This is a genomic window from Maricurvus nonylphenolicus (assembly GCF_042854845.1).
GTDB classification, from domain to species: domain Bacteria; phylum Pseudomonadota; class Gammaproteobacteria; order Pseudomonadales; family Cellvibrionaceae; genus Maricurvus; species Maricurvus nonylphenolicus.
In genome coordinates, this window is the sequence record NZ_AP031498.1 from 1643002 (window position 1) to 1663979 (window position 20978).

The window sequence follows — 20978 nt, forward strand, 5'->3', positions numbered from 1 at the left end:
TAGACTCGGGGCTAAATGATTAAGCTGACTGTCCCAAAGGGGTAAGGTGTCCTTAAATGTCCAAACAGGAAAATCTGTTAATTGTTATTGATCCTACACAGGATGAACAAGCCGCGATGGAGCGTGCTGTAATTACTGCCCAGTTGCGTCAACCAACACCCAAGCTGACCTTGTTTGTCGGTGTCGATGAACAGGCTATTGATACCGGTGCAGGCAACACGGCGGTATATCGCGATGCTGAGTGGTTTACGCAGTTAACAGAGCCGTTGCGCAATGCGGGCCTGGAATTTAACGCCGAAGTTTGTTGGTCGCCTCAGTGGGCGGAAGCCATTATTGCAACAGCGCAGAAGTGTGAAGCGGATCTGATCATTGTGCCGGATAACTCTGCCCAGCAATCACGACGTCGCTTTACCGATACAAAATGGAATCTGTTGCGTAAAGCCGAATGCCCGGTGTTGATCGTTAGGCCTGGCGCCAGTAATCAGCGACAAACTGTGCTGGCCGCTGTAAAAATGCAGGATGACAACGAGAGTTACCAAACGCTAAATAAAAAGATTCTTAACCGCGGCAAATGGATGGCTGATTTGTATGGAGCTGAATTCCATGTAGTGAATTCCTACTCAGGGTCTATGAACTATCCAGACCGCGGTGTGATTACTCGCATGGTAGATATGGATGTACAGAATATCCATGTGGTTCAAGGGCAACCCGATGAAGCCGTAGCCGAGGTTGCTAAAGAGATAAACGCCGATATTGTGGTGATTGGTACCTTAAAACGCAGTGGCATTCTCGCGGCTATGCGCGGTAATACATCGGAATGGGTAATGTCTAAGGTTGAAACGGATATTATGACCCTCAACTAGCGCTACTGTGGCCCCTTGTTGGTTTACTGGTAGTCAGTAGCTAGGGGCTCGGCTACACTTAGAAGCACAAGGAATATGGTGCAAGGGCCCGTGGATGCTCAACGCAATCGTGCGATTATATGACAATTTGTTGAGCGGAGGCCTATCCCCTAGCGCCTGTAGCCCTGAAGTTTACCGTCACCGCCGCGTGTTCAATGCGGTGATGATGTGTGTCATTTTTATTTGTTTGTTCTTCGTTTGGCGGGCGTTCGACTGGGGCGTCTGGCTGCGTGTCTTTTCTCTAGGTGGTGGAGCCTTATTGTGCGCAACAGCGATGGTGCTTTTGCGTTTGGATGCCCCCCGTATATTAACCCTGAACTTTGGTGCGGCTGGTTGTTTCGTCGCTGCATTTTTTGCGGCCTATTCCAGCGGTGGTATCACCAATATGGCGGCAGGCTGGTTATTAGTCGTGCCGCTTATCGCCGGTTTGATCGGTGGGTTAAATATTGGTCGCTTGTGGGCGCTGGTGGTATTAGTCTCGCTGATCTTACTGATGGTATTGGATAAGGTCAGTGGCGGATTAACAAATTATACCCCTGTGCATCTGCAGTATGGCCAGGATCGTCTGCATCAAATTGGGCAATTGCTCATCATTTCCGTCAGCATGTTCACCTACTTGAAAGAGGTCAGTCTCTTCCGCCAGCAGTTACAGGATAATATTGCCGAACTGCAAAATGAGGTTGAACAGCGCAAGCAGGCTGAAGAGCAAGCATTGCAATCCAACCGCATAAAAAGCGAGTTCTTGACCAGTATGAGTCATGAATTACGTACCCCGTTAAATGCCATTCTGGGGTTTAGTGAGCGTTTAAAACGGCGATGGTTAAATCAGAAGCTATCTCCTGAAGAGAAAGATTTCACGGCGCTGGATACTATTCATAAAAACGGCGAATCACTGTTGCAGTTTATTAATGATCTGATCGAGATATCCAGTCTCGATAACGGTGAGCTGGAATTGCAATATCACAGCTTGGCAGTGAACGATTTATTTGAGCGACTGAGTTATCGCTTTTTGTCAGCCGCGCAAGAAAAGGATCTCGCCTTGCACTTTTGCCTGGGGCAGATACCTACGCTGAAGGCTGATATTCGTATCGTTGAAAGGGTGTTGGATCAGCTCATTGGCAATGCGATTAAGCACACTGAGCAGGGGCATGTGAAGGTCGAGGCGGACTGTATTGAGCAATCGGGCAAGTTGCAAATTATTGTTGAAGATACAGGCCAAGGCATGGAAACAGATGTTGCGGAGCAGTTGTTTGAACCCTATACACCGATGACCAAAGGCGGGCATCACTCGCTGGATTCCAGTGGCCTGGCCATGGCCCTTTGTCAGCGCTTGATACATCTACATGGTGGAGATATTCATGTGGAGACAAGCCTCGGTGAGGGGAGTCGATTTATCCTTCTTCTGCCAATGAAGCCTTCGGCAGAAGCCATCAAGGGGTAAAGTAATCAGGGGATAGAAGTAAAGAACTCCTCAACCACTTCAGTCGCCGGGCCGTAGAATTGCTGGTCGAAGTGGGAGCCGTGATTTGACGGTTCCAGATTTAGCTCCACGGTATGTGCACCGTGGGCTTTAGCCATTTGAAAGAAACCTGCCGCCGGATAGACGTTGCCGGATGTGCCCAGCGAAACAAATAAATCACACTGGCTCAGAACCCGCTCGATATCGTCCATATACAAGGGCATCTCGCCAAACCACACCACATGTGGGCGTAAATTACCGCTCACACCGCAGCAGGCACAGATTGAATCCGTATCAATATCATCCTGGCAGGGATAGAGCTTGCCAGTACTGGCACAGCGGCTTTTTAATAGTTCGCCGTGCATATGCAGTACATTCTGGCTGCCAGCACGTTCATGCAGGTTATCGATATTCTGGGTGATCAGGGTAAAGTTACCGCCAAAGCGTTTCTCAAAATCAGCCAGCGCAACATGTCCCGCATTGGGCGCCACGCCGTTCAGCAGTTGCTGGCGGCGGGCATTATAAAACCGTTGTACCAGTGCTGGGTCGCGCTCAAAGGCTTCCGGGGTGGCGACATCCTCAACCCGGTGTTCTTCCCACAGGCCATCGGCAGCACGGAAGGTGCGAATACCGGATTCTGCCGAGATACCTGCGCCGGTTAATACAACGATGGATTGGTACATATAAGCTCCGACTAAGATTTATAGACAGCCTTGAGCGTGTCTTTATAGGCAGCCCTGAGCGTGTCTTTACAGATAGCGCATCAACATAGCGTAGCCACCATCCTCTGCCAAGGGCAGGGCTTCCTGCATGGGAATACGCACGGTATGACCAGAGCCGGGTGCCGCTTCAATGGCTTCGCCTTTCTGGTTTTCCAAATCACCCAAAGTGAAACGCTTGTTGCCCTGTGGCGTAATCAGCTCCAGTTGATCTCCGCGCTCAAAGCGGTTTTTCACATCAATGGTTAACCAACCGGATTGGGCATCATAGTTGTTGGCTTCACCGACAAACTGCTGGTTGCTGTTGGAAAAGCCTTGCTCGTAGTTTTGGTATTCATTGGGCACATGGCGGCGGTAGAAGCCTTCGGTGTAGCCGCGGTTGGCCAGGTGATCCAGCTCGGCCATCAAGTTCATATCAAAAGGCTTACCTGCGGTGGCATCATCAATAGCACGGCGGTAAACCTGGGCAGTACGGCCCACGTAATAGTGGGATTTGGTACGGCCTTCAATTTTCAGGGAGTGAATGCCCATCTTCACCAAGCGCTCTACATGCTGGACGGCACGCAGGTCCTTGGAGTTCATAATGTAGGTACCATGCTCGTCTTCATAGGCAGGCATATACTCACCGGGGCGGCTTTTTTCCTGTAGCAGGACGGGTTCAACTTCATCGTTGGGATCAACCATTTCCGGTGGGGTGTGGATAGCCACCAGATCCTGGCTGTTAGGGTCGATCACTCGTGGGGTATGGTCCGGAGAGGAGTCCACGGCAATCAAATCACCGGTATCGGTTTCCTTGGCGCTGTGGGCATTGTACTCCCAGCGGCAGGAGTTGGTGCAGGCGCCTTGGTTGGAATCCCGGTGGGTCATATAGCCAGACAGCAGGCAGCGACCGGAGTAGGCAATACACAGGGCGCCGTGAACAAACACTTCCAGCTCCATTTCCGGGCAGCGCATACGTATTTCTTCGATCTCGTCGAGGGACAGCTCGCGAGACAGAATCACGCGCTCAACCCCCTGCTGATGCCAGAACTTCACCGTGGCCCAGTTAACCGCATTGGCCTGTACTGACAGGTGTACCGGCATATCGGGCCATTGTTCGCGAACCATCATAATCAGGCCGGGATCGGACATAATCAGCGCATCTGGCTGCATCTCGATAACCGGCTCAAGGTCCCGCAGGTAGGTCTTGATCTTGTCGTTATGGGGCGACAGGTTACTGGCCAGGTAGAACTGCTTACCCTGACCGTGGGCCTCCTTGACCGCCGAGGCCAGGTTTTCCAGGCGATTAAACTCATTGTTGCGCACACGCAGGCTGTAGCGTGGCTGGCCGGCATAAACCGCATCGGCGCCATAGGCAAAGGCGTAGCGCATGCTTTTCAGGGTTCCGGCGGGGGAAAGTAACTCAGTGCTCATGGGTAGAATTCTCTGTATACATCAGTCGATTTGCGCGTAAAGCAAGGACGGGCGCTATTTTACGGCATTTGAGGTTAAGAATCAGGTAAGTGAGGGGCTAAAATTGTTTAAGAAGGCTCTAAGTTGGTCGATAATCACCCTATACTTACGGGGCTGGACTACCAGCGAATCAGTAACTGAGACGATGTAATGGATGTCGCCAAGGAAAAAGCGCGTCTGGAATTAATGGTTAAATCCCTGCTTGAGCGGATTGAGACCAACCAGCGTATACAGCAACACTTTCACGCCTTCGAAACCCGCCTGCTGGCCTGCGCGCGCCTGCAGGACCTGCTGCAGCTGATTTTTGAGGATATGGTTCAGCACTTTGAACTGGCCGATATCGGCGTGGTACTGGTGGACAGTGATTACACCATTCGCGATATGCTGGAGCGAATGGAGTTGCCTGACTATGACAACCGGCTCCAGCTGCGTCACAGTGATGATTTTGCCCTAAGCCTCTATAGCCATAAACCAGAAGTGACCCTGGGTGAACTCGATACCCTAGCGTCTACCCGTTTATTCCCTAATTCCAACAGTGTCTCCAGTGCCGCTCTGTTACCCTTGCTACGTAACCAGCAGCTAACCGGCAGCGTACATTTTGCCAGTGCTTCAAAGGTGCGTTTCAGTAGCGAGAAATCCACCGATTTTATGCAACACCTGGCCTCGATTATGGCGGTATGTTTAGAGAATTGCCTGGCTCGAGAGCATCTCAATTTCCAAAGCCAGATGGATATGCTGACCCAGGTTCGCAATCGCCGCAGCTTTGAAGAAGAGTTTGCCAAGGAGATGGAGCGGGCCGAGCGAGCAGATGATCCGGTCAGTTGTATGTTTATCGATGTCGATCATTTCAAAAAAATTAACGATCAATATGGTCACCAGGCGGGAGATCTCTGCCTTAAGCAGGTGGCATCCACCATCAATGAGCAGCTACGTAAAACTGATGTACTGGCCCGTTATGGTGGCGAAGAGTTTGTGGTGTTATTGCCCAAGTGCCAACAGGATAGTGCAAAGGTTATTGCTGAGCGCGTGCGTAGTGCTGTGGCTCACTTGGAAGTGGTTAGTGATGCTGAAAAACTGATGCGACCTACGGTGTCTATTGGGCTTACTACTTGGCAATCGGTAGGTGAGCGTTCGCGAGACTTAATTCACGTGGGTGAGCGTTTATTGAATTGTGCGGATGAAGCGATGTACCAAGCGAAGAAAGGTGGGCGGGACCAAGTGGTTGTTAAGCCGTTTTGTCAGGTGGTTTAAATTAATTCTATCTCTCAAAGATTTTTCGTCTTCTTTTTCTTTTTCGTTCGAAGTTAGATGGTTAGATTGAAGGTCAGGACCCCGGAGTCTCTTTAAAGACCTTCGGAGGCAGGACGCCGACGCAGAGCGCTGCTTGTAAACGAGAGTGGATGGCGCATAGCGTGTCTTTAAAGAGACTCCGGGGTTCTGGCCGCTCCGATCTTGATTTAAAACTACTGGGAAAGGGTTTTTAATGATGGCGTGGCGCTTGCGATCCGTCATTGCCTTCCTGGGCACGCTTTTCGGCATCCATGCCCGCTCTGCGTCGGCGTCCTGCCTCCGAAGGCCCAGGAAGGCAATAACGAATCCCAAGCTTCAGACGACTATTAGTTTTCTTTTCTAAGCTTTTTAGAGAGTACTATGGGCGCATTAAATACATCTCTGGCCAGCGCTTACCTGTGATCCAAAATGCCTGCTGTTGTTTATCCCATGCTATGCCGTTTAAGACATTCCCCTTGCGGGTGTTGTGGTGGGGGTTGACCAAATCGTGTAGGTCGATTTCTTTTGTGACTTCACCATTACTTGGATCAATGGCAATTATTCGTGTTTGCTTCCAGATATTGGCCCAAATTTTACCGTCGACAAATTCAAGCTCGTTCAGGTTGTAAACCGGGTTTCCCTGTTGGGTGACGAGTAGTTCGTACTCTACGGATAAGTCATCAGTGTTGCGAAAATACAGTGTATTGGAGCCATCACTGGTAATCAGGTTTTCACCATTGTGGGTAATGCCCCAACCTTCGCCGCTGATTTTGAATTGTTGTTCAAAGGTTAGGGTTTCTTTATCCAGTTGCCAGGCGCGGCCGGCTTTCCAGCTTAGAAGATAGAGTTTATCGCCGAGTAGGGTGATACCTTCGGCAAAGATTTTTCTGGGGAGTTTCTGGGATATTTGTATTTCGCCGGAGGTCAGATCACGTTTTAAGATTTTGGATTTTCCGTAAAGTCCGCTACTGATATATAAAAACTCGCTGTCGGTGACCAGGCCTTGGGTGAAAAGGTTTTTCGGGTAGTTGCGTGTTTCAAGCAGCTGATAGTCTGCTGCCGAACTGAATGCAGGAAACAGAAAGCACAAAAGGAGTAGGTTAGTGCTGGAGAGTTTTTGATGCATCAACAGGCCAATAAGCGGATAGGTGATATCCGCTTATTATAACCATGTTGGTCAGGAAATCAGGGGGTTAATGAGGGTTTAATGAGGGCTGGCAGGCTCGGCGTCAGATTCAGTGGCTGGCTCGGTTAGAGATTTTTCCTCTAATTGCTCGGCTGCCATACGCTCAGCTTCGCGGCGGCTGACGTAATCAATAGCAGCGGCGACGGCGTTTTTGGTTTTATCCTGAATTTCCTGCAGCTCCATGGGCGACATAAAAAATGTCATATCCACATCGTGACGAATATAGCGGGGGGGTAGTCTGTTGAGGGCTACGCAGGCGACATCGGCCAGAAAGTTCATATCCTGGCGGGAGCGTTCACTGGTGCGGGCAATTTCTTCCAATACCAGGTGTTCGTAGTAGTTATGGATGGAGTCGACTTCGCTGGGAAGTTCGGCATAGCGTCGGGGCGTATTTAGCAGCATAGGGGGCCTCAAAAATGGATGTCCTAGGCTAAGTGTAGTCGCTATTTGGCGTTACTTATTGCGAATCAGGTCCCGAATCAGGAAGCGTGACGGATGCAAGGCGCGAATGCTCTGCCAGCCCAGAGGCGGTGGGTCGCCGTTGATTTGGCTGGCCAGCAGTTCCGAGCACAGTGGTGTGTAACACAGGCCCCGTGAGCCGTGGCCGACGTTGACAAACAGGCCTGGCAAACTAGGTATGGTGGCATTGATGGAGGCTTTGGCGTTTTTACGCAATAGGGCAAAGCGCTCGCGGGTCGCTTGTGGATCACTCACAGGGCCAACCATGGGCAGATAGTCTGGTGTGGTCGCTCTGACAGACGCTCTACCTTGTAACGGAGGTGTGGGCTGGAAGGCCTGTAACAGTGGTTCACTTAGTGGGGCCAAGCGCTGCAGGTTCTGCCCATGATCTTGCTGACGTAAATCGGTTTTAGATTGCTTGGGGCCAAAGCTGGCGCCCAGGCAGTGTTGGCCCTGATGCGCGGGGGCAATATAGCCTTCACCACAGAGTACAGTGTTTAGCTGACTGCTGGTGTCGTTAGCTGTCAGGTAGCTTACCTGGCCGCGAACCGGCTTTAGGGGCAGGTAGTTACTTTGCGGCAGTTGTAGGGCATCGTTGGCGGTTGCAATAACGACGGTAGGTGCATGGGCCAATAATTTACCTGCGGCGTTCAGTGTCTGCCATTGGCCGTCGTCGTAGGTGAGAGAAGTGACTTCAGCGTGGGTGGTGACATTGATATTGCTGTGGGTTGTAAGCTGTTGGCATACCTTGGCCGGATTTAGCCAGCCAGCTTGCTGGAAAAAGAGCCCACCGGATAATAACTCGATACCGGCAATCTCTGAGGCTTGCTGGCGATCGAGGTTGCGCACTAACGCCTTTTGTAGCGTCTGCTGTCCCAGCCGTTCAATCAGCGCTGCTTGGCTGTTGGCATCTTCGCTTAGTTGTAGCACGCCACATTGTGAACCGGCTGCTTGCCAATAGGGTTGGTAAACCCGTTGTGCGTATTGCAGGGCCGTTAAATTAAAATCACCCAGATTATCCGTTTTGGCAGAAAGCTTGGCATAGAGTACGCCTTGGGGATTACCCGAGCCTTCGGTTGCCAGTTGGGAATGCCTTTCCAGCAGCGTTACTTGCCAGCCCCGTTTGGCCAGTGCGTGGGCACTGTGGCAGCCAGCAATACCGCCGCCGATCACGATGGCTGACTTTTGTGTGGTGGGTTGTGATTTGTGGACCCACCAGGGGGCGGGGTGGGGGCTGTTAAATGGCCCTTCTGCAAAACTGTCAGCTTCTGGTTCACAGTAAACGCTACTGAGTTTTGCTCTCAGCATTTCGCGTTTGCGGCCAAAGCCCGGGACTTTTTCGATGGTAAAACCGGCAGACTTCAATCCACGTTTTACAATGCCGGCGCAGGTAAAAGTTGCCGCCGTTGCTTCAGGGGCACTTAAGCGGGCAATCAGGTCAAATAGACTTTGGCTCCACATATCCGGGTTTTTTGCCGGGGCAAAGCCATCTAAAAACCAGGCATCAACCCTGTGTTGTGGGACTTCAAATGCCGGATGTGGTGAGGCGAGTAGTTGGCTAAAGCTGTCACTGGCCTCACCAATAATCAGGGTGAGTTGTACGCGGCCATTATCGAAACTTAGCCGATGAAACCCGGGGGTAAGTGCCTGGGGATAATTATCTATCAGTTGTTGTGCCAGTGGTGCCAGCTCGGGCCATAGTGCCAGGGCTGTTTGTAAATCACTATGACCCACCGGGAACATTTCCACACTGATAAAGTGAAGTTGCGCTTCTGTGGGGGCCTGTTGTTGCCAGAGCTGCCAGGCGGCGAGAAAGTTTAAGCCAGTGCCAAAACCGGTTTCGGCAATCACAAAGTGATCTTGGTTGGTTAGTGTTTGCCAGCGCTCGGGCAGATAGTTGTGTTGCAAGAACACAAAACGGGTTTCCTCCAAGCCATTGGCTTTGGAGAAATAGACATCATCAAATTCGCTGGAAACCGGGCGGCCTTCTTCATCCCAGGTGAGTTTGGCTTGGTTGCCAACTGGGTTGTTGGTTGAGTCCTGCTGGCTCATTGGGCGGGAAAACCGTAATCCTGTTGCAAGCGCTGGCACCATTCCTGGATGCGTTGGTCGGTTTCTTCGAATTGATTTTCATCGTCCAGGGGGAGACCGACAAATTGGCTTTCATCCGGGGTCAGGGCCTTTGAGTCTTCGTACTCAAAGCCTTTGTTGGGGCAGTAACCTACCATGTTGGCGCCGAGCTTTTGCACTTTGGCATGCAGGTAGCCCATAGCGTCGAGGAACCACTCTGGGTAACCTACTTGATCGCCTAGGCCGTACAGGGCGACGGTTTTACCTCTTAGGTCGAGCGTATCGAGGTCGTCCCAAATTTCTTCCCAATCTTCCTGCAATTCACCGTAATCCCAAGTGGGAATACCGAGAATAATATGTTGATAGTGCAGGGCAGTGAAGATGGGTTCGTCGGCCACATTGTATATATCGACCAGATCTTCCCCCAGTTGCTGGCTTATCTTCTCGGCAGCCATCTCGGTGTAGCAGGTGGAACTACCGTAAAACAGGGCAATCGGGGCGTGACTCATGGGATGGGGATAACTCGTGTGTAATGATTCGTCTGGCCGGTATTTTAGTGAGTTTAGGGTATTGAGGCCAGTTTCGTTTAAAATCCCGCTGCAGCAAGAACTACTGATGAAGCACCATTAAATGAACGAATTACTCGATAAGCTCCAAACCACCTTAAATAACCTGGAAACTACACCGCAAGACAGCAAGCGCCTGTTTCATGGCCGTGGTCAGTGTTACCCAGGGCTTGAGCATGTGACTGCAGACCTCTATGACCCGGTTATTCTGGTCACTCTGTTTAAGGCGTCATCTGAGGCGTGGGAAGCTCAGCTTATTGATGCCCTGCGCCAATTCGATTGGCTGCCTCGTATTGACGCTGTGGTAGTGCAACGTCGTTATCTGCAGGGCGCGCCTGCAGAGCTTGTTGTCGGAGAGTTACCTGAGCAGCTTTATGCAAGGCGGGGGCAAGCGCGTTACACCATCAAACTGGGCAGTCGCCAGAACACCGGCTTCTTTTTGGATATGGAGCCGGGGCGGCAGTGGCTGGAAGCCCGCTGTGACGGCAAGCGGGTATTGAATCTGTTTTCCTATACCTGTGCTTTTTCTGTGGTGGCGCAAATGGCCGGTGCCGTGTCGGTAGCCAATGTCGATATGAGCAAGGGCGCATTGGCACAGGGGCGGGAGAACCACCGCCTTAATGATTTGCCACTGGATGAAATCCGCTTTCTGGGTGAGAACATTATGAAATCCTGGGGCCGGGTTAAGCGTCCGGGGCCCTATGATATTGCCATTATTGATCCGCCGTCCTATCAGCCGGGCAGTTTTGTGGCGGCAAAGGATTACGGCAAGATTTTGCGGCGTATTCCCGATCTATTGGTGCCGGGTGGGGATGCCTTGGTGTGCCTGAATGCTCCGGAGTTGGGGGTGGAGTTTATTCAGTCGTTGATGGCGAAAGAGTGCCCGGATTGCACGCTGGTGCAGCGATTGGAGCCGAGCCCGGATTTCCCCGATATCAATCCCGATCAACAACTCAAACTGTTTCACTTCCAGTACTCGCCATAAAAGCACGGGATTTTCGGGGTCTGACCCCTTGGTTCGGTATTAGGAGAAGTGGCGGGATTGAACCAGGAGTTGTTGCATCAATTGGCCAATCTGTGTCGAAGATCCGTTTTTTAGCGCCTGACGCAGTTGGTGGATATTGGTCTGGGTCTTCTCGACTACAGAGGCAGGCAGCTCGCCAGCAGTATCCGGCTCGGCAGCAATAAAGTTGGCTCGCGCTGACAGCAGTGTAAACGCCTTATGGGTAAGCACCACCTGATCGAGTGCTTCCTGGCGAATGGTTTCCAGGTAGGTGACATAACCGGATTCTGCTAGCCACAGTGCGGCGGAAAACCCGGCTTGATGACGTTCACTGTGTAAACCGTATTCATCTGGGGTGTCGGGTCCCGCGTAGTCTTCTACATACAAAATGGTTTTGCGGGGAAACTGACGGTAGAGCTGCACCAGTATCTTGGCGCAGTCTTTGTGAAAATCATCGATATGGATATCGCTCACGGTTCTCTACCTGCGGTTTCTGTTACTGAGTGTAGTGTTCGATAAAGTTACCGAAACGGTCGAGTGCATCTTCCAGTTCGTCGGCGCGTGGCAGGAATACGATACGGAAGTGATCCGGTTCCTTCCAGTTAAAGGCGGTGCCTTCCACCAGTAGAATTTTTTCCTTAATCAGGAAGTCTTGCACCATTTTTTGATCGTTCTCGATTTTGTGAATATCCAAATCGATTTTCGGGAACAGGTACAGGGCGCCCTTGGGTTTTACACAGGTAATGCCGGGAATGTCGTTAACTTTCTTCCAGGCCATATCGCGTTGCTCGCGTAAGCGGCCACCGGGCAGGATCAGCTCATTGATACTTTGATAACCGCCGAGTGCCGTTTGTACTGCGAACATGGCGGGCACGTTGGCACATAATCGCATGGAGGAAAGCATCTCAATGCCTTCTATATACTGCTGGGCTTTTTCCTTGGCGCCGCTGATCACCATCCAGCCGCTGCGGAAACCGGCCAGGCGATAGGACTTGGACAGGCCGTTAAAGCTGATACACAGCACATCCTGAGCCAGGCGACCCATAGGAACAAATTCGGTGTCATCGTAGAGAATCTTGCTGTAGATCTCGTCGGCAAAAATAATCAGGTTTTTGGCCCGTGCCAGCTCAACAATTTGTTCCAGTAGCTCTTCGCTGTATACCGCGCCAGTAGGGTTGTTGGGGTTGATCACCACAATACCGCGGGTTTTGTCGGTTATTTTACTGGCAATATCGTTAATATCCGGGAACCAATCAGACTGTTCATCACAGCGGTAATGCACGGCATTACCACCGGCCAGATTTACCGCCGCAGTCCACAGGGGGTAATCCGGGGAAGGAATTAACATTTCGTCGCCGTCGTTAAGCAGCGCCTGCATGGACATCACAATCAATTCGCTAACGCCGTTGCCGAGATAGATATCGTCGATCTCTACGTTGGGCACCTGCAGCTTTTGGCATTCCTGCATAATGGCTTTACGCGCAGCGAACAATCCCTTGGATTCACAGTAACCCTGAGCGTTGCGCAGGTTATAAATCACGTCCAGGATGATTTCATCCGGGGCCTCAAAACCGAAGGGCGCGGGGTTGCCAATGTTCAGCTTGAGGATGCGGTGACCCTCTTCTTCCAGACGATGGGCGTGATCGAGGACCGGCCCGCGGATGTCGTAACAGACTCCGTGCAGTTTGTTGGATTTATCAATGCTGTGCATTTGCAGTACCATGCTGTAAAACGTGATTGTTTATCTGTAATTCAAGATCTAGCAGCGCTATAGCGCAAGAGGCAAATTATGGCAGATCAACCGTCAAAAGACGATGCCGTATGGCGAGAGAAACTAACCCCGGAACAATACCGAATCTGTCGTCAAAAAGGCACAGAACCGGCATTCACCGGTGAATACTGGGACTGTAAAACACCAGGGCAATATCTGTGTCGCTGCTGTGGGGAACCTTTATTCGAATCCGAAACCAAATACGATTCCGGTAGTGGTTGGCCCAGCTTTTATCAACCACTGGCAGATGAGGTTATCGCTGAAGAATCTGATCGCAGTCACGGTATGGTGCGTACAGAAGTGATGTGCAAGGCCTGCGGTAGTCATTTAGGCCATGTTTTTCCCGATGGACCTGCACCCACGGGGCTGCGTTACTGTATTAATTCAGCGTCGCTAGAGTTAAAACCGGAGCTAAAAAAGGAGACGTAAACGGATGCGCTCATTTCAATCCATTTACGATACAGCGGTTTTACACAGGGGATCGGTTGAGGCGGTGGAGGAAAACCTGCCTAAACCCAAAACGCCCGCCCAGTTGCGCAAATTGGGGGATGATCGTTACCTGTCTGAATTGAGTCGGCGTATTTTCCGTGCCGGGCTCAAGCACTCTATGGTGGATGGCAAGTGGCCCGCCTTTGAGGAGGTTTTCTTTGGTTTTAATCCCTTGCGTGTTGCCATGATGAGTGATGAGGAGCTGGAAGGCCTTACCCATAATGAGGCTATTATTCGTCACTTTGGCAAAATTAAGGCGGTCAGGGCCAATGCCATCTGGATGCAGGATGTGATTCGTGAGCACGGCTCGTTCGGTGAATTAATCGCCGGCTGGGAGCCTGAGCACATTGTTGATTTATGGGCTTTGATGAAAAAGCAGGGCGCGCAACTTGGTGGCCAGTCCGGTAGCCGCTTCCTGCGTATGGTGGGCAAGGATACCTTTTTACTGACCGATGATGTGGTTGCCGTGCTAAAAGCCGAAGGGGTTGTGGAAAAGCTGCCTACCGCCAAACGGGATTTACAGGCTGCGCAAGAGGCCTTTAACCTGTGGCGAGAGGAATCCGGGCGTTCACTGGCGGAAATCAGTCGTATCGTGTCTTACACCACGGGTGCTCGATAAGTTTTCAGGTTCAAGATAAGAATAATTCAACAGGAGGTTGTTTATGAAACCCAATGTTCGTTGGTTTACCTATATCCAGATTTTTTTATTGTTGGCGATGGTGGTCGGCATTATCGGTTATCGCAGTAGCGTTTTACCGTTTAGTGCCTTGGGGCTTACCTTTGCGGTGTCGCTGGGGGGATTGTTATTGGTGGCTGCCATCAGCTTGGGGGCTTTACCGGTGGCCTGGTTTAAACGCCACGGACGCTTGGCCAAGCATGCAGTGGTGGCCATGGTGCTTGGGGGCTTGCCACTAGTGACCATGATGCTGATGGTGGGGGCTGCAGGCTTTTCTGTGCCGCGTATTCACGATATCTCCACGGATACGGTGACTCCGCCAGAGTTTGTGGCTGCACAGCAGGAGCGTTTGGCCACAGAGAATACGCTGGTTTATGGTGGGGAAGCGTTGGCTGCTCAGCAACAAAAAGCTTACCCGCATATCCAGCCTTACCAATCGGCCAGCGATGCTCAACAAACCTTTAGCCAGGCCTTGGCAACTGTTAATCAGCTGGGGTGGCGGGTGATTCGTGAAGATGCTGCTGCCGGAGTTATTGAGGCAGTAGAGGAAACCAAGGTATTTGGTTTTAAGGACGATGTAATTATCCGTATTACGCCGCTGGCTTTTGGAAATCAGGAAGGCGGCAGTCGTGTGGATGTGCGTTCAGTATCGCGGGTAGGGGTAAGTGATTTGGGGGCTAACGCCAAACGTATTCAGCGTTATCTGGATAGGCTGGATGCTAATCTTGGCGGTTAATTGTGTTGGCAGGCGGGTTTAATCGTAAACCCGCTTTTTCTTCCAGCTGTCATCGTCTTCGTTTAGCTCATCCCACTCTTTGGCGGCGGCATCCCGTGACGCTACGCTGTGTTCACTTTCCTTATAATCTGGTTCTTCTTCTTCCAGCTGGTCTTCCAGTTGGGCAATCACGGTTTTTAACTGGGCGATTTGTTTTTGATAGGTGCCCTGGGCGTTTTCCTTGGTCAGCAGTTTAAGCGCCAGGGTGTAGTAGTGCACCGCAAGGCGTGCCTTGTTGTTCTGTTGGGATTGCTTGGCATTTAGCAGGTAGGCGTCAACGGTCATTTGTAGCACCAGGTTTTTAATCTGGCGTTCGTAGTTGGCGCTTTGGGCCTTGCTAATATTGCCGCGGTTTACCATGGAGGCAATAAATTTGTTCAACTCCTGCAGGTACTTTTTAACTTCTTTTACCTGCTGGGGGTTATCCAGCTGCTTGCGTTTGGTCTTTTGCGGCTTGCGCTTAATTTCTTCGAGCTGTTTGCTGAATAGCTGTAACTCTTCGACGTAGGTCTTGTTATCCGGTTCGATGCGGGCCAGTTGCTCGGTCACGTCCACCAGGCAGCGGTTGACCAGGGCTTGCAAGTCCTTGGTCAGGAAGTCGGGGGGGAAGCCGTTCAGCATATATTTAAAGTTACGCGAACGGGTTTTAAGGGCCGCCAGCAGGCGCTGCTTTTGCTTGCGCTTCTTGTCGATACTTTGCGAAACAAATGCATAGCAGGACAGGGCAATCAGCAGTGCAACAATAATACCGATGATATAGGCAGACGACATAAGCTAAGCCGGAACCTCTTGTTCTTTAGTGGGCGCGCTGCCAGTTGGTGCGAGCCGGTTGTGATTATTATAGGTCGGTCATGATGTCCCATGCTAACGAGTTGCTTGAAATCTGGCAAATAGACTGCTGATTTTCGAGCCTTTTTTAGCTTTTTTGTGGTTTAAACCGGTTTTTTTCGCCGCAGCCCGCCAGAGCTGTGGCTCAGGGCCGTCTACAGGCGGTTTCTTGACGCTAAGTCCTTGTTTCAGAAGCAGTTCATAGCATTTTGCTTTAGCAAAAAAAATTGTGACTTGTAGTTGACACAGACGCCGCGGCTACATAGAATGCGCCCCACTTCTGGTGAGGAGCCAACCGCTCCAAACAAGAAGGTCCGGGTCCCCTTCGTCTAGAGGCCTAGGACACCGCCCTTTCACGGCGGTAACAGGGGTTCGACTCCCCTAGGGGACGCCATTGCGGAATTAGCTCAGTTGGTAGAGCGATACCTTGCCAAGGTATAGGTCACCGGTTCGAACCCGGTATTCCGCTCCAAATTTCCGGTCTGGATCTTTATTGAGGTCGAGGCCACAAGAAGCCGCATAGATGTTATTGTGCGGCTTTTTTATCCTAGGAAGGAAACCCGTTTCCGTCCCCTTCGTCTAGAGGCCTAGGACACCGCCCTTTCACGGCGGTAACAGGGGTTCGACTCCCCTAGGGGACGCCATATTCGCGGAATTAGCTCAGTTGGTAGAGCGATACCTTGCCAAGGTATAGGTCACCGGTTCGAACCCGGTATTCCGCTCCAGGCATAAAAAAACCAGCTTTTTAGCTGGTTTTTTTATGCCTGTCCGATTGTCAGAGTTTGATGGTGTAGCGCAGGTAAAAGTCGACATCTTCGCGCTTATCCACAGCATCGGTCAGCTTCTCATCGTCTTCCCTATGCCGAATACGCGCTTCAAGTTTTTGCTTCTTATTGATCTTCCATTGGTAGCGAATTTCGTTGAGCACGATATTGCTGGAAAAGTCTGGTGATAATAGCCAGCCGGCCTCGGCTTTACCGTGTACATAGGCCAGATTGTGGTCGGGCAGCATATTGAGCCAGTTGAAGGATATCTGGTAGGCCAGGCCGCCACTGTCACCGCTGGAACCGGTTTTGACGGTGGTTTCCTTGGGGGTGTCTACGGCATAGCCAATTTCTGTGCCCAGCTGGAAGCTCTGTTTGTCGTTAATGGGCCAGCGTGCCGAGGTGCGACCGACAAAGGCCAAGTAGTCTTCTGCCGATGTGGTGTTGTCATCATCGTCATCCAGGGCGCTGGGCAAGTAGGTGATATCGAATGCCCGCTGATTGATGGGGCCGAGTTTGTTGCTGTTGGTCAGGCTGGTGAACAGCGAGGTGCGGCTATCGCTGTCGGCGAAATCAAGGGGGGAGCGGCGGACTTCACTGGCGCCTTCCTCATCGTTGTACTCGACAATAACGTGGCCCTGCCAGCCGGATTTAAATTGATAACGGGCATAAACCCCGTCGGTCCAGGCGATCTCAGTGTTATTGCTGGTGCCGCGATCGAGGGATTTTTTCGCTACACCATCGAGTTTGAATTCGGTTTGCATACGACCAAGCTTTAGGCTCCATTGGTCGTTGTTGTAGCCCACAAATAACTGATCGATGGTGGAATAGCCCAGAGCCATACCGGTATTACTGGTCGCGTGCCAGTCAACGGTAAAGTGGGTGTTGGCTTCTTTGGTGCTATAGCGGCCAGCGGCGCGGCCTTGAGCGTACCACTGCTCATTGAATTGCCATTTTGCCCCTGCACGTACGCGCAGACGGAACTCGTCTGTTACATCATCGTTGCCATCGCGTTTATCGCGGTGCAGAGTGAAGTAGCCGGTTCTGATATCGCCAATAGCTGTCATATCATCAGCCGCCAGGCTGGTGTGGCTGATGAGGGCGGCGCCGAGCAATAAGCTGCTACAGCCCAGTAGGCTTGATAGTTTTGCTGATTTCATGATGGAGGCTCAGGTCGGATTGCGTGCTTCTTGCTGCAATAAAAATGTCATAAATTTGAGTTTGGCTTGAAACCCGATTTTGTCAATAGTGAAAACCTTTCGTTAATGTGGGATTTATTGAGATATATATTTCTATTGTGGCTGATAATTTGTGGTTGTATTGCAATTTCATCCTAATTTGTTTTGTTAATTAGGATGAGTGTTGATTCGTTCCCTCTCCGTCGCTATAGTTTGCCCCATATTCAATGGATTAAAAGACGATGAATTCGCCATTTGTTGCTCAAACAGCAATCTCCAAGACCTCTTCCTTCGGTGCCTGCGAACTGCAGTCACTTCTGCTATTACGACTGCTATAGGGTGACGTAGAGCGCACTACAGGCGTTTAACGTTACCCGAGATTTCATCTAGCCTCTTAATTAGTTTTTATTTGTATAAATGACATTCCTGCCATCTAAAGCAAAGGCAGGAAAGATACGGTGTAAATACCCTATGAATGCTTCAGCAAAAGATAAATTAGTTATTTTTGATACGACCCTGCGTGATGGTGAGCAGAGCCCAGGGGCGTCGATGACCAAAGAAGAAAAAATCCGCATTGCCAAGATGCTGGAAAAAATGCGTGTCGATGTTATCGAGGCGGGTTTTGCCATTGCCAGCCCAGGTGATTTTGAAGCGGTAAAAGCCGTTGCCGAGGTGGTGAAGGATTCCACGATTTGTAGTTTGGCCCGTGCGGTGCGTCCGGATATTGAGCGTGCCGGTGAAGCCCTGAAAAATGCCAACTCAGGGCGAATTCATACCTTTATTGCGACTTCGCCTATCCATATGAAGTACAAGCTGCAGATGGAGCCGGATCAGGTGTTGGAGCAAGCGGTTAACGCCGTGAAAATGGCCCGCAACTTTACCGACAATGTGGAGTTCTCCCTGGAAGATGGCAGCCGCACTGAGCCGGAGTTTATGTACCGGATTGTTGAGGCGGTGATTAACGCCGGTGCCGGTACCATTAATATTCCTGATACTGTCGGGTACGGAACGCCGGAAGAGTACGGTCAGATGTTTGGCAATGTGATTACCAATGTCCCTAACTCTGACAAGGCGATCTTCTCTACCCATTGTCACAACGATTTGGGCTTGGCGGTGGCCAACTCCCTGTCTGCGGTGATGAACGGTGTGCGTCAGGTGGAGTGTACGATCAACGGTTTGGGTGAGCGTGCCGGTAATGCCTCGTTGGAAGAGGTAGTGATGGCAGTGAATACCCGTAAGGATTTCTATCCGGTAACCACCGGAATCGATACTTCTCACATTGTGCCGACCTCGCGTCTGGTGGCCAGTGTTACCGGCTTCCCGGTGCAGCCTAACAAGGCAATTGTGGGTGCCAATGCTTTTGCTCACGAATCCGGTATTCACCAGGACGGCGTTCTGAAACACCGCGAAACCTACGAAATTATGCGTGCCGAAGATGTGGGCTGGAACACCAACAAGTTGGTGTTGGGTAAGCATTCCGGCCGTGCCGCTGTGAAAGCCCGTTTTGAAGAGTTGGGCATTACCTTTGAATCCAGCGAAGATTTCCAGACCGTGTTTACCAACTTTAAAGATCTTGCTGATAAGAAGCATGAAATCTTCGATGAAGACTTACAGGCATTGGTTAGCGATAGTCGTCCGCAGGATGTTCAGGAAACCTATCAATTTGATTCTATGGAAGTGGCCTGCAAAACCGGTCAAAAACCCAAGGCGGATTTGGTGTTGAAGGTGAATGGCGCCGAGCAACGTTGCAGCGCCGAGGGTAGTGGCCCGGTTGATGCAGCCTTTAAAGCGATTGAGCAGGTTGCCAAGAGCCAGGCGGAGCTGATCTTGTACTCTGTGAATGCTATTACCGAAGGCACCGAAGCTCAGGGGGATGTGACTGTGCGCCTGGAGCGCGACGGTCAGCTGGTCAACGGTGTCGGTGCCGATACCGATATTGTTGCTGCGTCTGCCAAGGCCTATCTGCATGCGCTGAATCTGTTAGAATCGGGCGATAAAGCTCACCCGCAACGCGACGGTGTATAACCTATAACCAGGCCTCACTATGAATGAACTCCAGCGCCAGCAGTATCTCGATGCATTGGGTGTAGATACCTATATGCCGCGCTGGGTTCTGCCCCATGCACCGGAGCCGGTGGCCTGTGATGTATCTTTTATTCCGTCGGAGTTAGAGGGCAGTGAAGGGGGTGGTGAAGGGATCAGCGCTGCCGTAGCGTCGCAACCCGCCGTCAACGATTCCGCTGCTACCCCAGTAGCGAGGCCTGCTTCTACTGGCGCTGCGCCTCAGGGGCAGGCTTCATCCTCTTCTGTGTTGGCTGTTTTAAGTGGTGAAACGCCTACCGCAGATAAAGTGCCTGCAGTTGAGACTGTGGCTGAGGTTAAAGATACTTCGGTGCCTACAGCAACCGAGCAGGCCAAACCACAGGCTGCATCAGAGCCTGTACCTGCGTTTGCACTCAGTATCTGGCGTATCAGTGAGGATTTACTCATCATCGATTCCCGCCAGGCGCAGTTAGCGTTGCCCACTGAGCCTCTGCTGATCAATATTCTGGCGGCATTGGGTTACCCTCGTCAGCCTTTACCCAAAACCGAAGTGATTCGTTGGCCTATGGTCGACAACCCCTTTGTAGGTCAGTCTGAAGCCGATGCCCGCGAAATGCTGGAAGCTTATTTGGACGGCAAGTTATTAACCCATCCCACAAAGCATTTATTGTTAATGGGTGATGAGGCGGCACGTTATATTCTGCCGGCAGAGCAGTCTTTGGCTGACGTGCAGGGTAAGGCGATTGAATTGCCTCAGCATAAGGCCGAAGCCATTGTCGTGCCTAGTCTTTCTGACATGTTGCAGGACCCGTTGCAAAAACGCCTTACGTGGCAAGCGATTCAGCCGCTTGTGTTGAGCCAGGAATAGGTAAGCCTCGACAAGGACAATGTTGTGATGGATGGCTCTGACACTCAGTCGCTGCAATGGCGCAAGCTGACCTCCGAGGATCTGCAGGCGATGCTTGTGATAGAGCAGGCCGCACACTCTCACCCCTGTAGTTCCTCTGTTTTACTTTCGTTTCTCAATAGGCCCACTGCCCAGGTATGGGGTGTGATTAAAGGGCAGAAACTGTTGGGCTTCAGTATTGTGTCTGTGGTGGTGGATGAATCCGAGCTGATTAATATTGCCGTTCACCCTCAAGCGCAGGGCAAAGGACTTGGCAGGCAGTTACTGCAACAGGCCATTGAGCAATTACCGGATACAGTTCGCGGCATGTTTCTGGAGGTACGGCAGAGTAACGAGGCTGCCATTGCTCTGTATGATCGCATGGGGTTTATCGAAACCGGCGTGCGGAAGAATTATTACCCCACTAAGCAGGGTCGAGAGAATGCACTCTTAATGGCCCGAGACTTTTCACTGGAGTCATAA

At 51.3% G+C, this 20978-nt stretch carries 20 protein-coding genes and 4 tRNA genes; 14 read left to right on the forward strand and 10 right to left on the reverse strand.

The window, feature by feature from the left end:
* Positions 1-56 precede the first annotated feature (56 nt).
* Entirely contained in the window at positions 57-863 is an 807-nt protein-coding gene (locus ACGHZ6_RS06990; RefSeq protein WP_390618117.1) for a universal stress protein, read from the forward strand.
* A gap of 94 nt (positions 864-957) precedes the next feature.
* Positions 958-2343 carry a sensor histidine kinase gene (locus ACGHZ6_RS06995; protein WP_390618118.1) on the forward strand — a complete coding sequence of 462 codons (1386 nt, stop codon included), beginning with the start codon at positions 958-960 and terminating at the stop codon, positions 2341-2343.
* 5 nt (positions 2344-2348) lie between these two features.
* Here the strand turns inward: ACGHZ6_RS06995 and cobB are convergent, their stop codons facing one another.
* Both cobB and yegQ read right to left on the reverse strand, forming a co-directional pair.
* Positions 2349-3044, reverse strand: a complete 696-nt coding sequence (gene cobB, locus ACGHZ6_RS07000; protein ID WP_390618119.1) for a Sir2 family NAD+-dependent deacetylase — start codon at positions 3042-3044, stop codon at positions 2349-2351.
* A 66-nt stretch (positions 3045-3110) separates the two neighbouring features.
* A complete protein-coding gene (yegQ, locus tag ACGHZ6_RS07005; protein ID WP_390618120.1) occupies positions 3111-4493 on the reverse strand; it encodes a tRNA 5-hydroxyuridine modification protein YegQ in 1383 nt (460 codons plus the stop codon).
* A 189-nt stretch (positions 4494-4682) separates the two neighbouring features.
* On the opposite strand from yegQ, the gene ACGHZ6_RS07010 reads away from it, so the two are divergent.
* Complete coding sequence (locus tag ACGHZ6_RS07010; RefSeq protein ID WP_390618121.1) at positions 4683-5783, forward strand: GGDEF domain-containing protein; 1101 nt, start codon at positions 4683-4685, stop codon at positions 5781-5783.
* Positions 5784-6180: 397 nt separating this feature from the next.
* Here ACGHZ6_RS07010 and ACGHZ6_RS07015 read toward each other — a convergent pair whose 3' ends face one another.
* The 4 genes from ACGHZ6_RS07015 to fldB form a co-directional block, all read right to left on the reverse strand.
* On the reverse strand, positions 6181-6927 hold the full coding sequence (locus ACGHZ6_RS07015; protein ID WP_390618122.1) for a glutaminyl-peptide cyclotransferase: 747 nt from the start codon (positions 6925-6927) through the stop codon (positions 6181-6183).
* Between the two features lie 78 nt (positions 6928-7005).
* Entirely contained in the window at positions 7006-7389 is a 384-nt protein-coding gene (locus ACGHZ6_RS07020; RefSeq protein ID WP_390618123.1) for a late competence development ComFB family protein, read from the reverse strand.
* 51 nt (positions 7390-7440) lie between these two features.
* The gene (gene mnmC, locus ACGHZ6_RS07025) at positions 7441-9498 is read right to left on the reverse strand and encodes a bifunctional tRNA (5-methylaminomethyl-2-thiouridine)(34)-methyltransferase MnmD/FAD-dependent 5-carboxymethylaminomethyl-2-thiouridine(34) oxidoreductase MnmC (RefSeq protein WP_390618124.1); all 2058 of its coding nucleotides are present in this window, start codon (positions 9496-9498) and stop codon (positions 7441-7443) included.
* Positions 9495-10025, reverse strand: a complete 531-nt coding sequence (fldB, locus tag ACGHZ6_RS07030; protein ID WP_390618125.1) for a flavodoxin FldB — start codon at positions 10023-10025, stop codon at positions 9495-9497. Before fldB ends, mnmC begins: the two co-directional genes overlap by 4 nt.
* A 121-nt stretch (positions 10026-10146) precedes the next feature.
* On the opposite strand from fldB, the gene ACGHZ6_RS07035 reads away from it, so the two are divergent.
* On the forward strand, positions 10147-11067 hold the full coding sequence (locus tag ACGHZ6_RS07035) for a class I SAM-dependent methyltransferase (protein WP_390618126.1): 921 nt from the start codon (positions 10147-10149) through the stop codon (positions 11065-11067).
* 39 nt (positions 11068-11106) lie between these two features.
* Here ACGHZ6_RS07035 and ACGHZ6_RS07040 read toward each other — a convergent pair whose 3' ends face one another.
* Positions 11107-11559, reverse strand: a complete 453-nt coding sequence (locus ACGHZ6_RS07040) for a hypothetical protein (protein ID WP_390618127.1) — start codon at positions 11557-11559, stop codon at positions 11107-11109.
* A 22-nt stretch (positions 11560-11581) separates the two neighbouring features.
* Complete coding sequence (locus ACGHZ6_RS07045; RefSeq protein ID WP_390618128.1) at positions 11582-12796, reverse strand: pyridoxal phosphate-dependent aminotransferase; 1215 nt, start codon at positions 12794-12796, stop codon at positions 11582-11584.
* A 78-nt stretch (positions 12797-12874) separates the two neighbouring features.
* On the opposite strand from ACGHZ6_RS07045, the gene msrB reads away from it, so the two are divergent.
* Genes msrB through ACGHZ6_RS07060 form a run of 3 tightly spaced genes read left to right on the forward strand, consistent with a single transcriptional unit; the run spans position 12875 to position 14757 of the window.
* Positions 12875-13285 (forward strand): peptide-methionine (R)-S-oxide reductase MsrB, encoded by a 411-nt coding sequence (gene msrB / locus ACGHZ6_RS07050; protein WP_390618129.1) that lies wholly within the window; start codon positions 12875-12877, stop codon positions 13283-13285.
* Positions 13286-13289: 4 nt separating this feature from the next.
* Positions 13290-13964 (forward strand): DNA-3-methyladenine glycosylase I, encoded by a 675-nt coding sequence (locus tag ACGHZ6_RS07055; RefSeq protein ID WP_390618130.1) that lies wholly within the window; start codon positions 13290-13292, stop codon positions 13962-13964.
* 43 nt (positions 13965-14007) lie between these two features.
* Positions 14008-14757, forward strand: coding sequence for a DUF1499 domain-containing protein (locus ACGHZ6_RS07060; protein WP_390618131.1), 750 nt, complete (start codon positions 14008-14010; stop codon positions 14755-14757).
* An 18-nt stretch (positions 14758-14775) separates the two neighbouring features.
* Here ACGHZ6_RS07060 and ACGHZ6_RS07065 read toward each other — a convergent pair whose 3' ends face one another.
* A complete protein-coding gene (locus ACGHZ6_RS07065; RefSeq protein WP_390618132.1) occupies positions 14776-15567 on the reverse strand; it encodes a hypothetical protein in 792 nt (263 codons plus the stop codon).
* Between the two features lie 375 nt (positions 15568-15942).
* Between ACGHZ6_RS07065 and ACGHZ6_RS07070 the strand changes: the two genes are divergently transcribed.
* From ACGHZ6_RS07070 to ACGHZ6_RS07085, 4 genes are all read left to right on the forward strand, one after another.
* Positions 15943-16018: transfer RNA gene (locus ACGHZ6_RS07070), tRNA-Glu, on the forward strand.
* A gap of 2 nt (positions 16019-16020) precedes the next feature.
* Positions 16021-16096 (forward strand) — tRNA-Gly (locus ACGHZ6_RS07075).
* Between the two features lie 96 nt (positions 16097-16192).
* Positions 16193-16268: transfer RNA gene (locus ACGHZ6_RS07080), tRNA-Glu, on the forward strand.
* A 5-nt stretch (positions 16269-16273) separates the two neighbouring features.
* Positions 16274-16349, forward strand: a tRNA-Gly gene (locus ACGHZ6_RS07085).
* A 50-nt stretch (positions 16350-16399) separates the two neighbouring features.
* Here ACGHZ6_RS07085 and ACGHZ6_RS07090 read toward each other — a convergent pair.
* Positions 16400-17548: a hypothetical protein gene (locus ACGHZ6_RS07090; RefSeq protein WP_390618133.1), complete on the reverse strand. Its 1149-nt coding sequence runs from the start codon at positions 17546-17548 to the stop codon at positions 16400-16402.
* A 489-nt stretch (positions 17549-18037) separates the two neighbouring features.
* Between ACGHZ6_RS07090 and ACGHZ6_RS07095 the strand changes: the two genes are divergently transcribed.
* Genes ACGHZ6_RS07095 through rimI form a run of 3 tightly spaced genes read left to right on the forward strand, consistent with a single transcriptional unit; the run spans position 18038 to position 20978 of the window.
* Positions 18038-19591: a 2-isopropylmalate synthase gene (locus ACGHZ6_RS07095; RefSeq protein WP_390618134.1), complete on the forward strand. Its 1554-nt coding sequence runs from the start codon at positions 18038-18040 to the stop codon at positions 19589-19591.
* Positions 19592-19610: 19 nt separating this feature from the next.
* Positions 19611-20477: a hypothetical protein gene (locus ACGHZ6_RS07100; RefSeq protein ID WP_390618135.1), complete on the forward strand. Its 867-nt coding sequence runs from the start codon at positions 19611-19613 to the stop codon at positions 20475-20477.
* A 27-nt stretch (positions 20478-20504) separates the two neighbouring features.
* On the forward strand, positions 20505-20978 hold the full coding sequence (gene rimI, locus ACGHZ6_RS07105; RefSeq protein ID WP_390619151.1) for a ribosomal protein S18-alanine N-acetyltransferase: 474 nt from the start codon (positions 20505-20507) through the stop codon (positions 20976-20978).

Excerpts from the sequence above, each read along its gene's own strand:
- fldB (WP_390618125.1), bottom strand. The coding sequence starts at position 10,025 with ATGAGTCACGCCCCGATTGCCCTGTTTTACGGTAGTTCCACCTGCTAC.
- ACGHZ6_RS07045 (WP_390618128.1), bottom strand. The coding sequence starts at position 12,796 with ATGCACAGCATTGATAAATCCAACAAACTGCACGGAGTCTGTTACGAC.
- ACGHZ6_RS07055 (WP_390618130.1), top strand. The coding sequence starts at position 13,290 with ATGCGCTCATTTCAATCCATTTACGATACAGCGGTTTTACACAGGGGA.
- ACGHZ6_RS07090 (WP_390618133.1), bottom strand. The coding sequence starts at position 17,548 with ATGAAATCAGCAAAACTATCAAGCCTACTGGGCTGTAGCAGCTTATTG.
- ACGHZ6_RS06995 (WP_390618118.1), top strand. The coding sequence starts at position 958 with ATGCTCAACGCAATCGTGCGATTATATGACAATTTGTTGAGCGGAGGC.
- msrB (WP_390618129.1), top strand. The coding sequence starts at position 12,875 with ATGGCAGATCAACCGTCAAAAGACGATGCCGTATGGCGAGAGAAACTA.
- ACGHZ6_RS07095 (WP_390618134.1), top strand. The coding sequence starts at position 18,038 with ATGAATGCTTCAGCAAAAGATAAATTAGTTATTTTTGATACGACCCTG.
- ACGHZ6_RS07100 (WP_390618135.1), top strand. The coding sequence starts at position 19,611 with ATGAATGAACTCCAGCGCCAGCAGTATCTCGATGCATTGGGTGTAGAT.
- ACGHZ6_RS07015 (WP_390618122.1), bottom strand. The coding sequence starts at position 6,927 with ATGCATCAAAAACTCTCCAGCACTAACCTACTCCTTTTGTGCTTTCTG.
- ACGHZ6_RS07035 (WP_390618126.1), top strand. The coding sequence starts at position 10,147 with ATGAACGAATTACTCGATAAGCTCCAAACCACCTTAAATAACCTGGAA.
- ACGHZ6_RS06990 (WP_390618117.1), top strand. The coding sequence starts at position 57 with ATGTCCAAACAGGAAAATCTGTTAATTGTTATTGATCCTACACAGGAT.
- mnmC (WP_390618124.1), bottom strand. The coding sequence starts at position 9,498 with ATGAGCCAGCAGGACTCAACCAACAACCCAGTTGGCAACCAAGCCAAA.
- yegQ (WP_390618120.1), bottom strand. The coding sequence starts at position 4,493 with ATGAGCACTGAGTTACTTTCCCCCGCCGGAACCCTGAAAAGCATGCGC.
- ACGHZ6_RS07060 (WP_390618131.1), top strand. The coding sequence starts at position 14,008 with ATGAAACCCAATGTTCGTTGGTTTACCTATATCCAGATTTTTTTATTG.
- cobB (WP_390618119.1), bottom strand. The coding sequence starts at position 3,044 with ATGTACCAATCCATCGTTGTATTAACCGGCGCAGGTATCTCGGCAGAA.
- ACGHZ6_RS07065 (WP_390618132.1), bottom strand. The coding sequence starts at position 15,567 with ATGTCGTCTGCCTATATCATCGGTATTATTGTTGCACTGCTGATTGCC.
- rimI (WP_390619151.1), top strand. The coding sequence starts at position 20,505 with ATGGATGGCTCTGACACTCAGTCGCTGCAATGGCGCAAGCTGACCTCC.
- ACGHZ6_RS07020 (WP_390618123.1), bottom strand. The coding sequence starts at position 7,389 with ATGCTGCTAAATACGCCCCGACGCTATGCCGAACTTCCCAGCGAAGTC.
- ACGHZ6_RS07010 (WP_390618121.1), top strand. The coding sequence starts at position 4,683 with ATGGATGTCGCCAAGGAAAAAGCGCGTCTGGAATTAATGGTTAAATCC.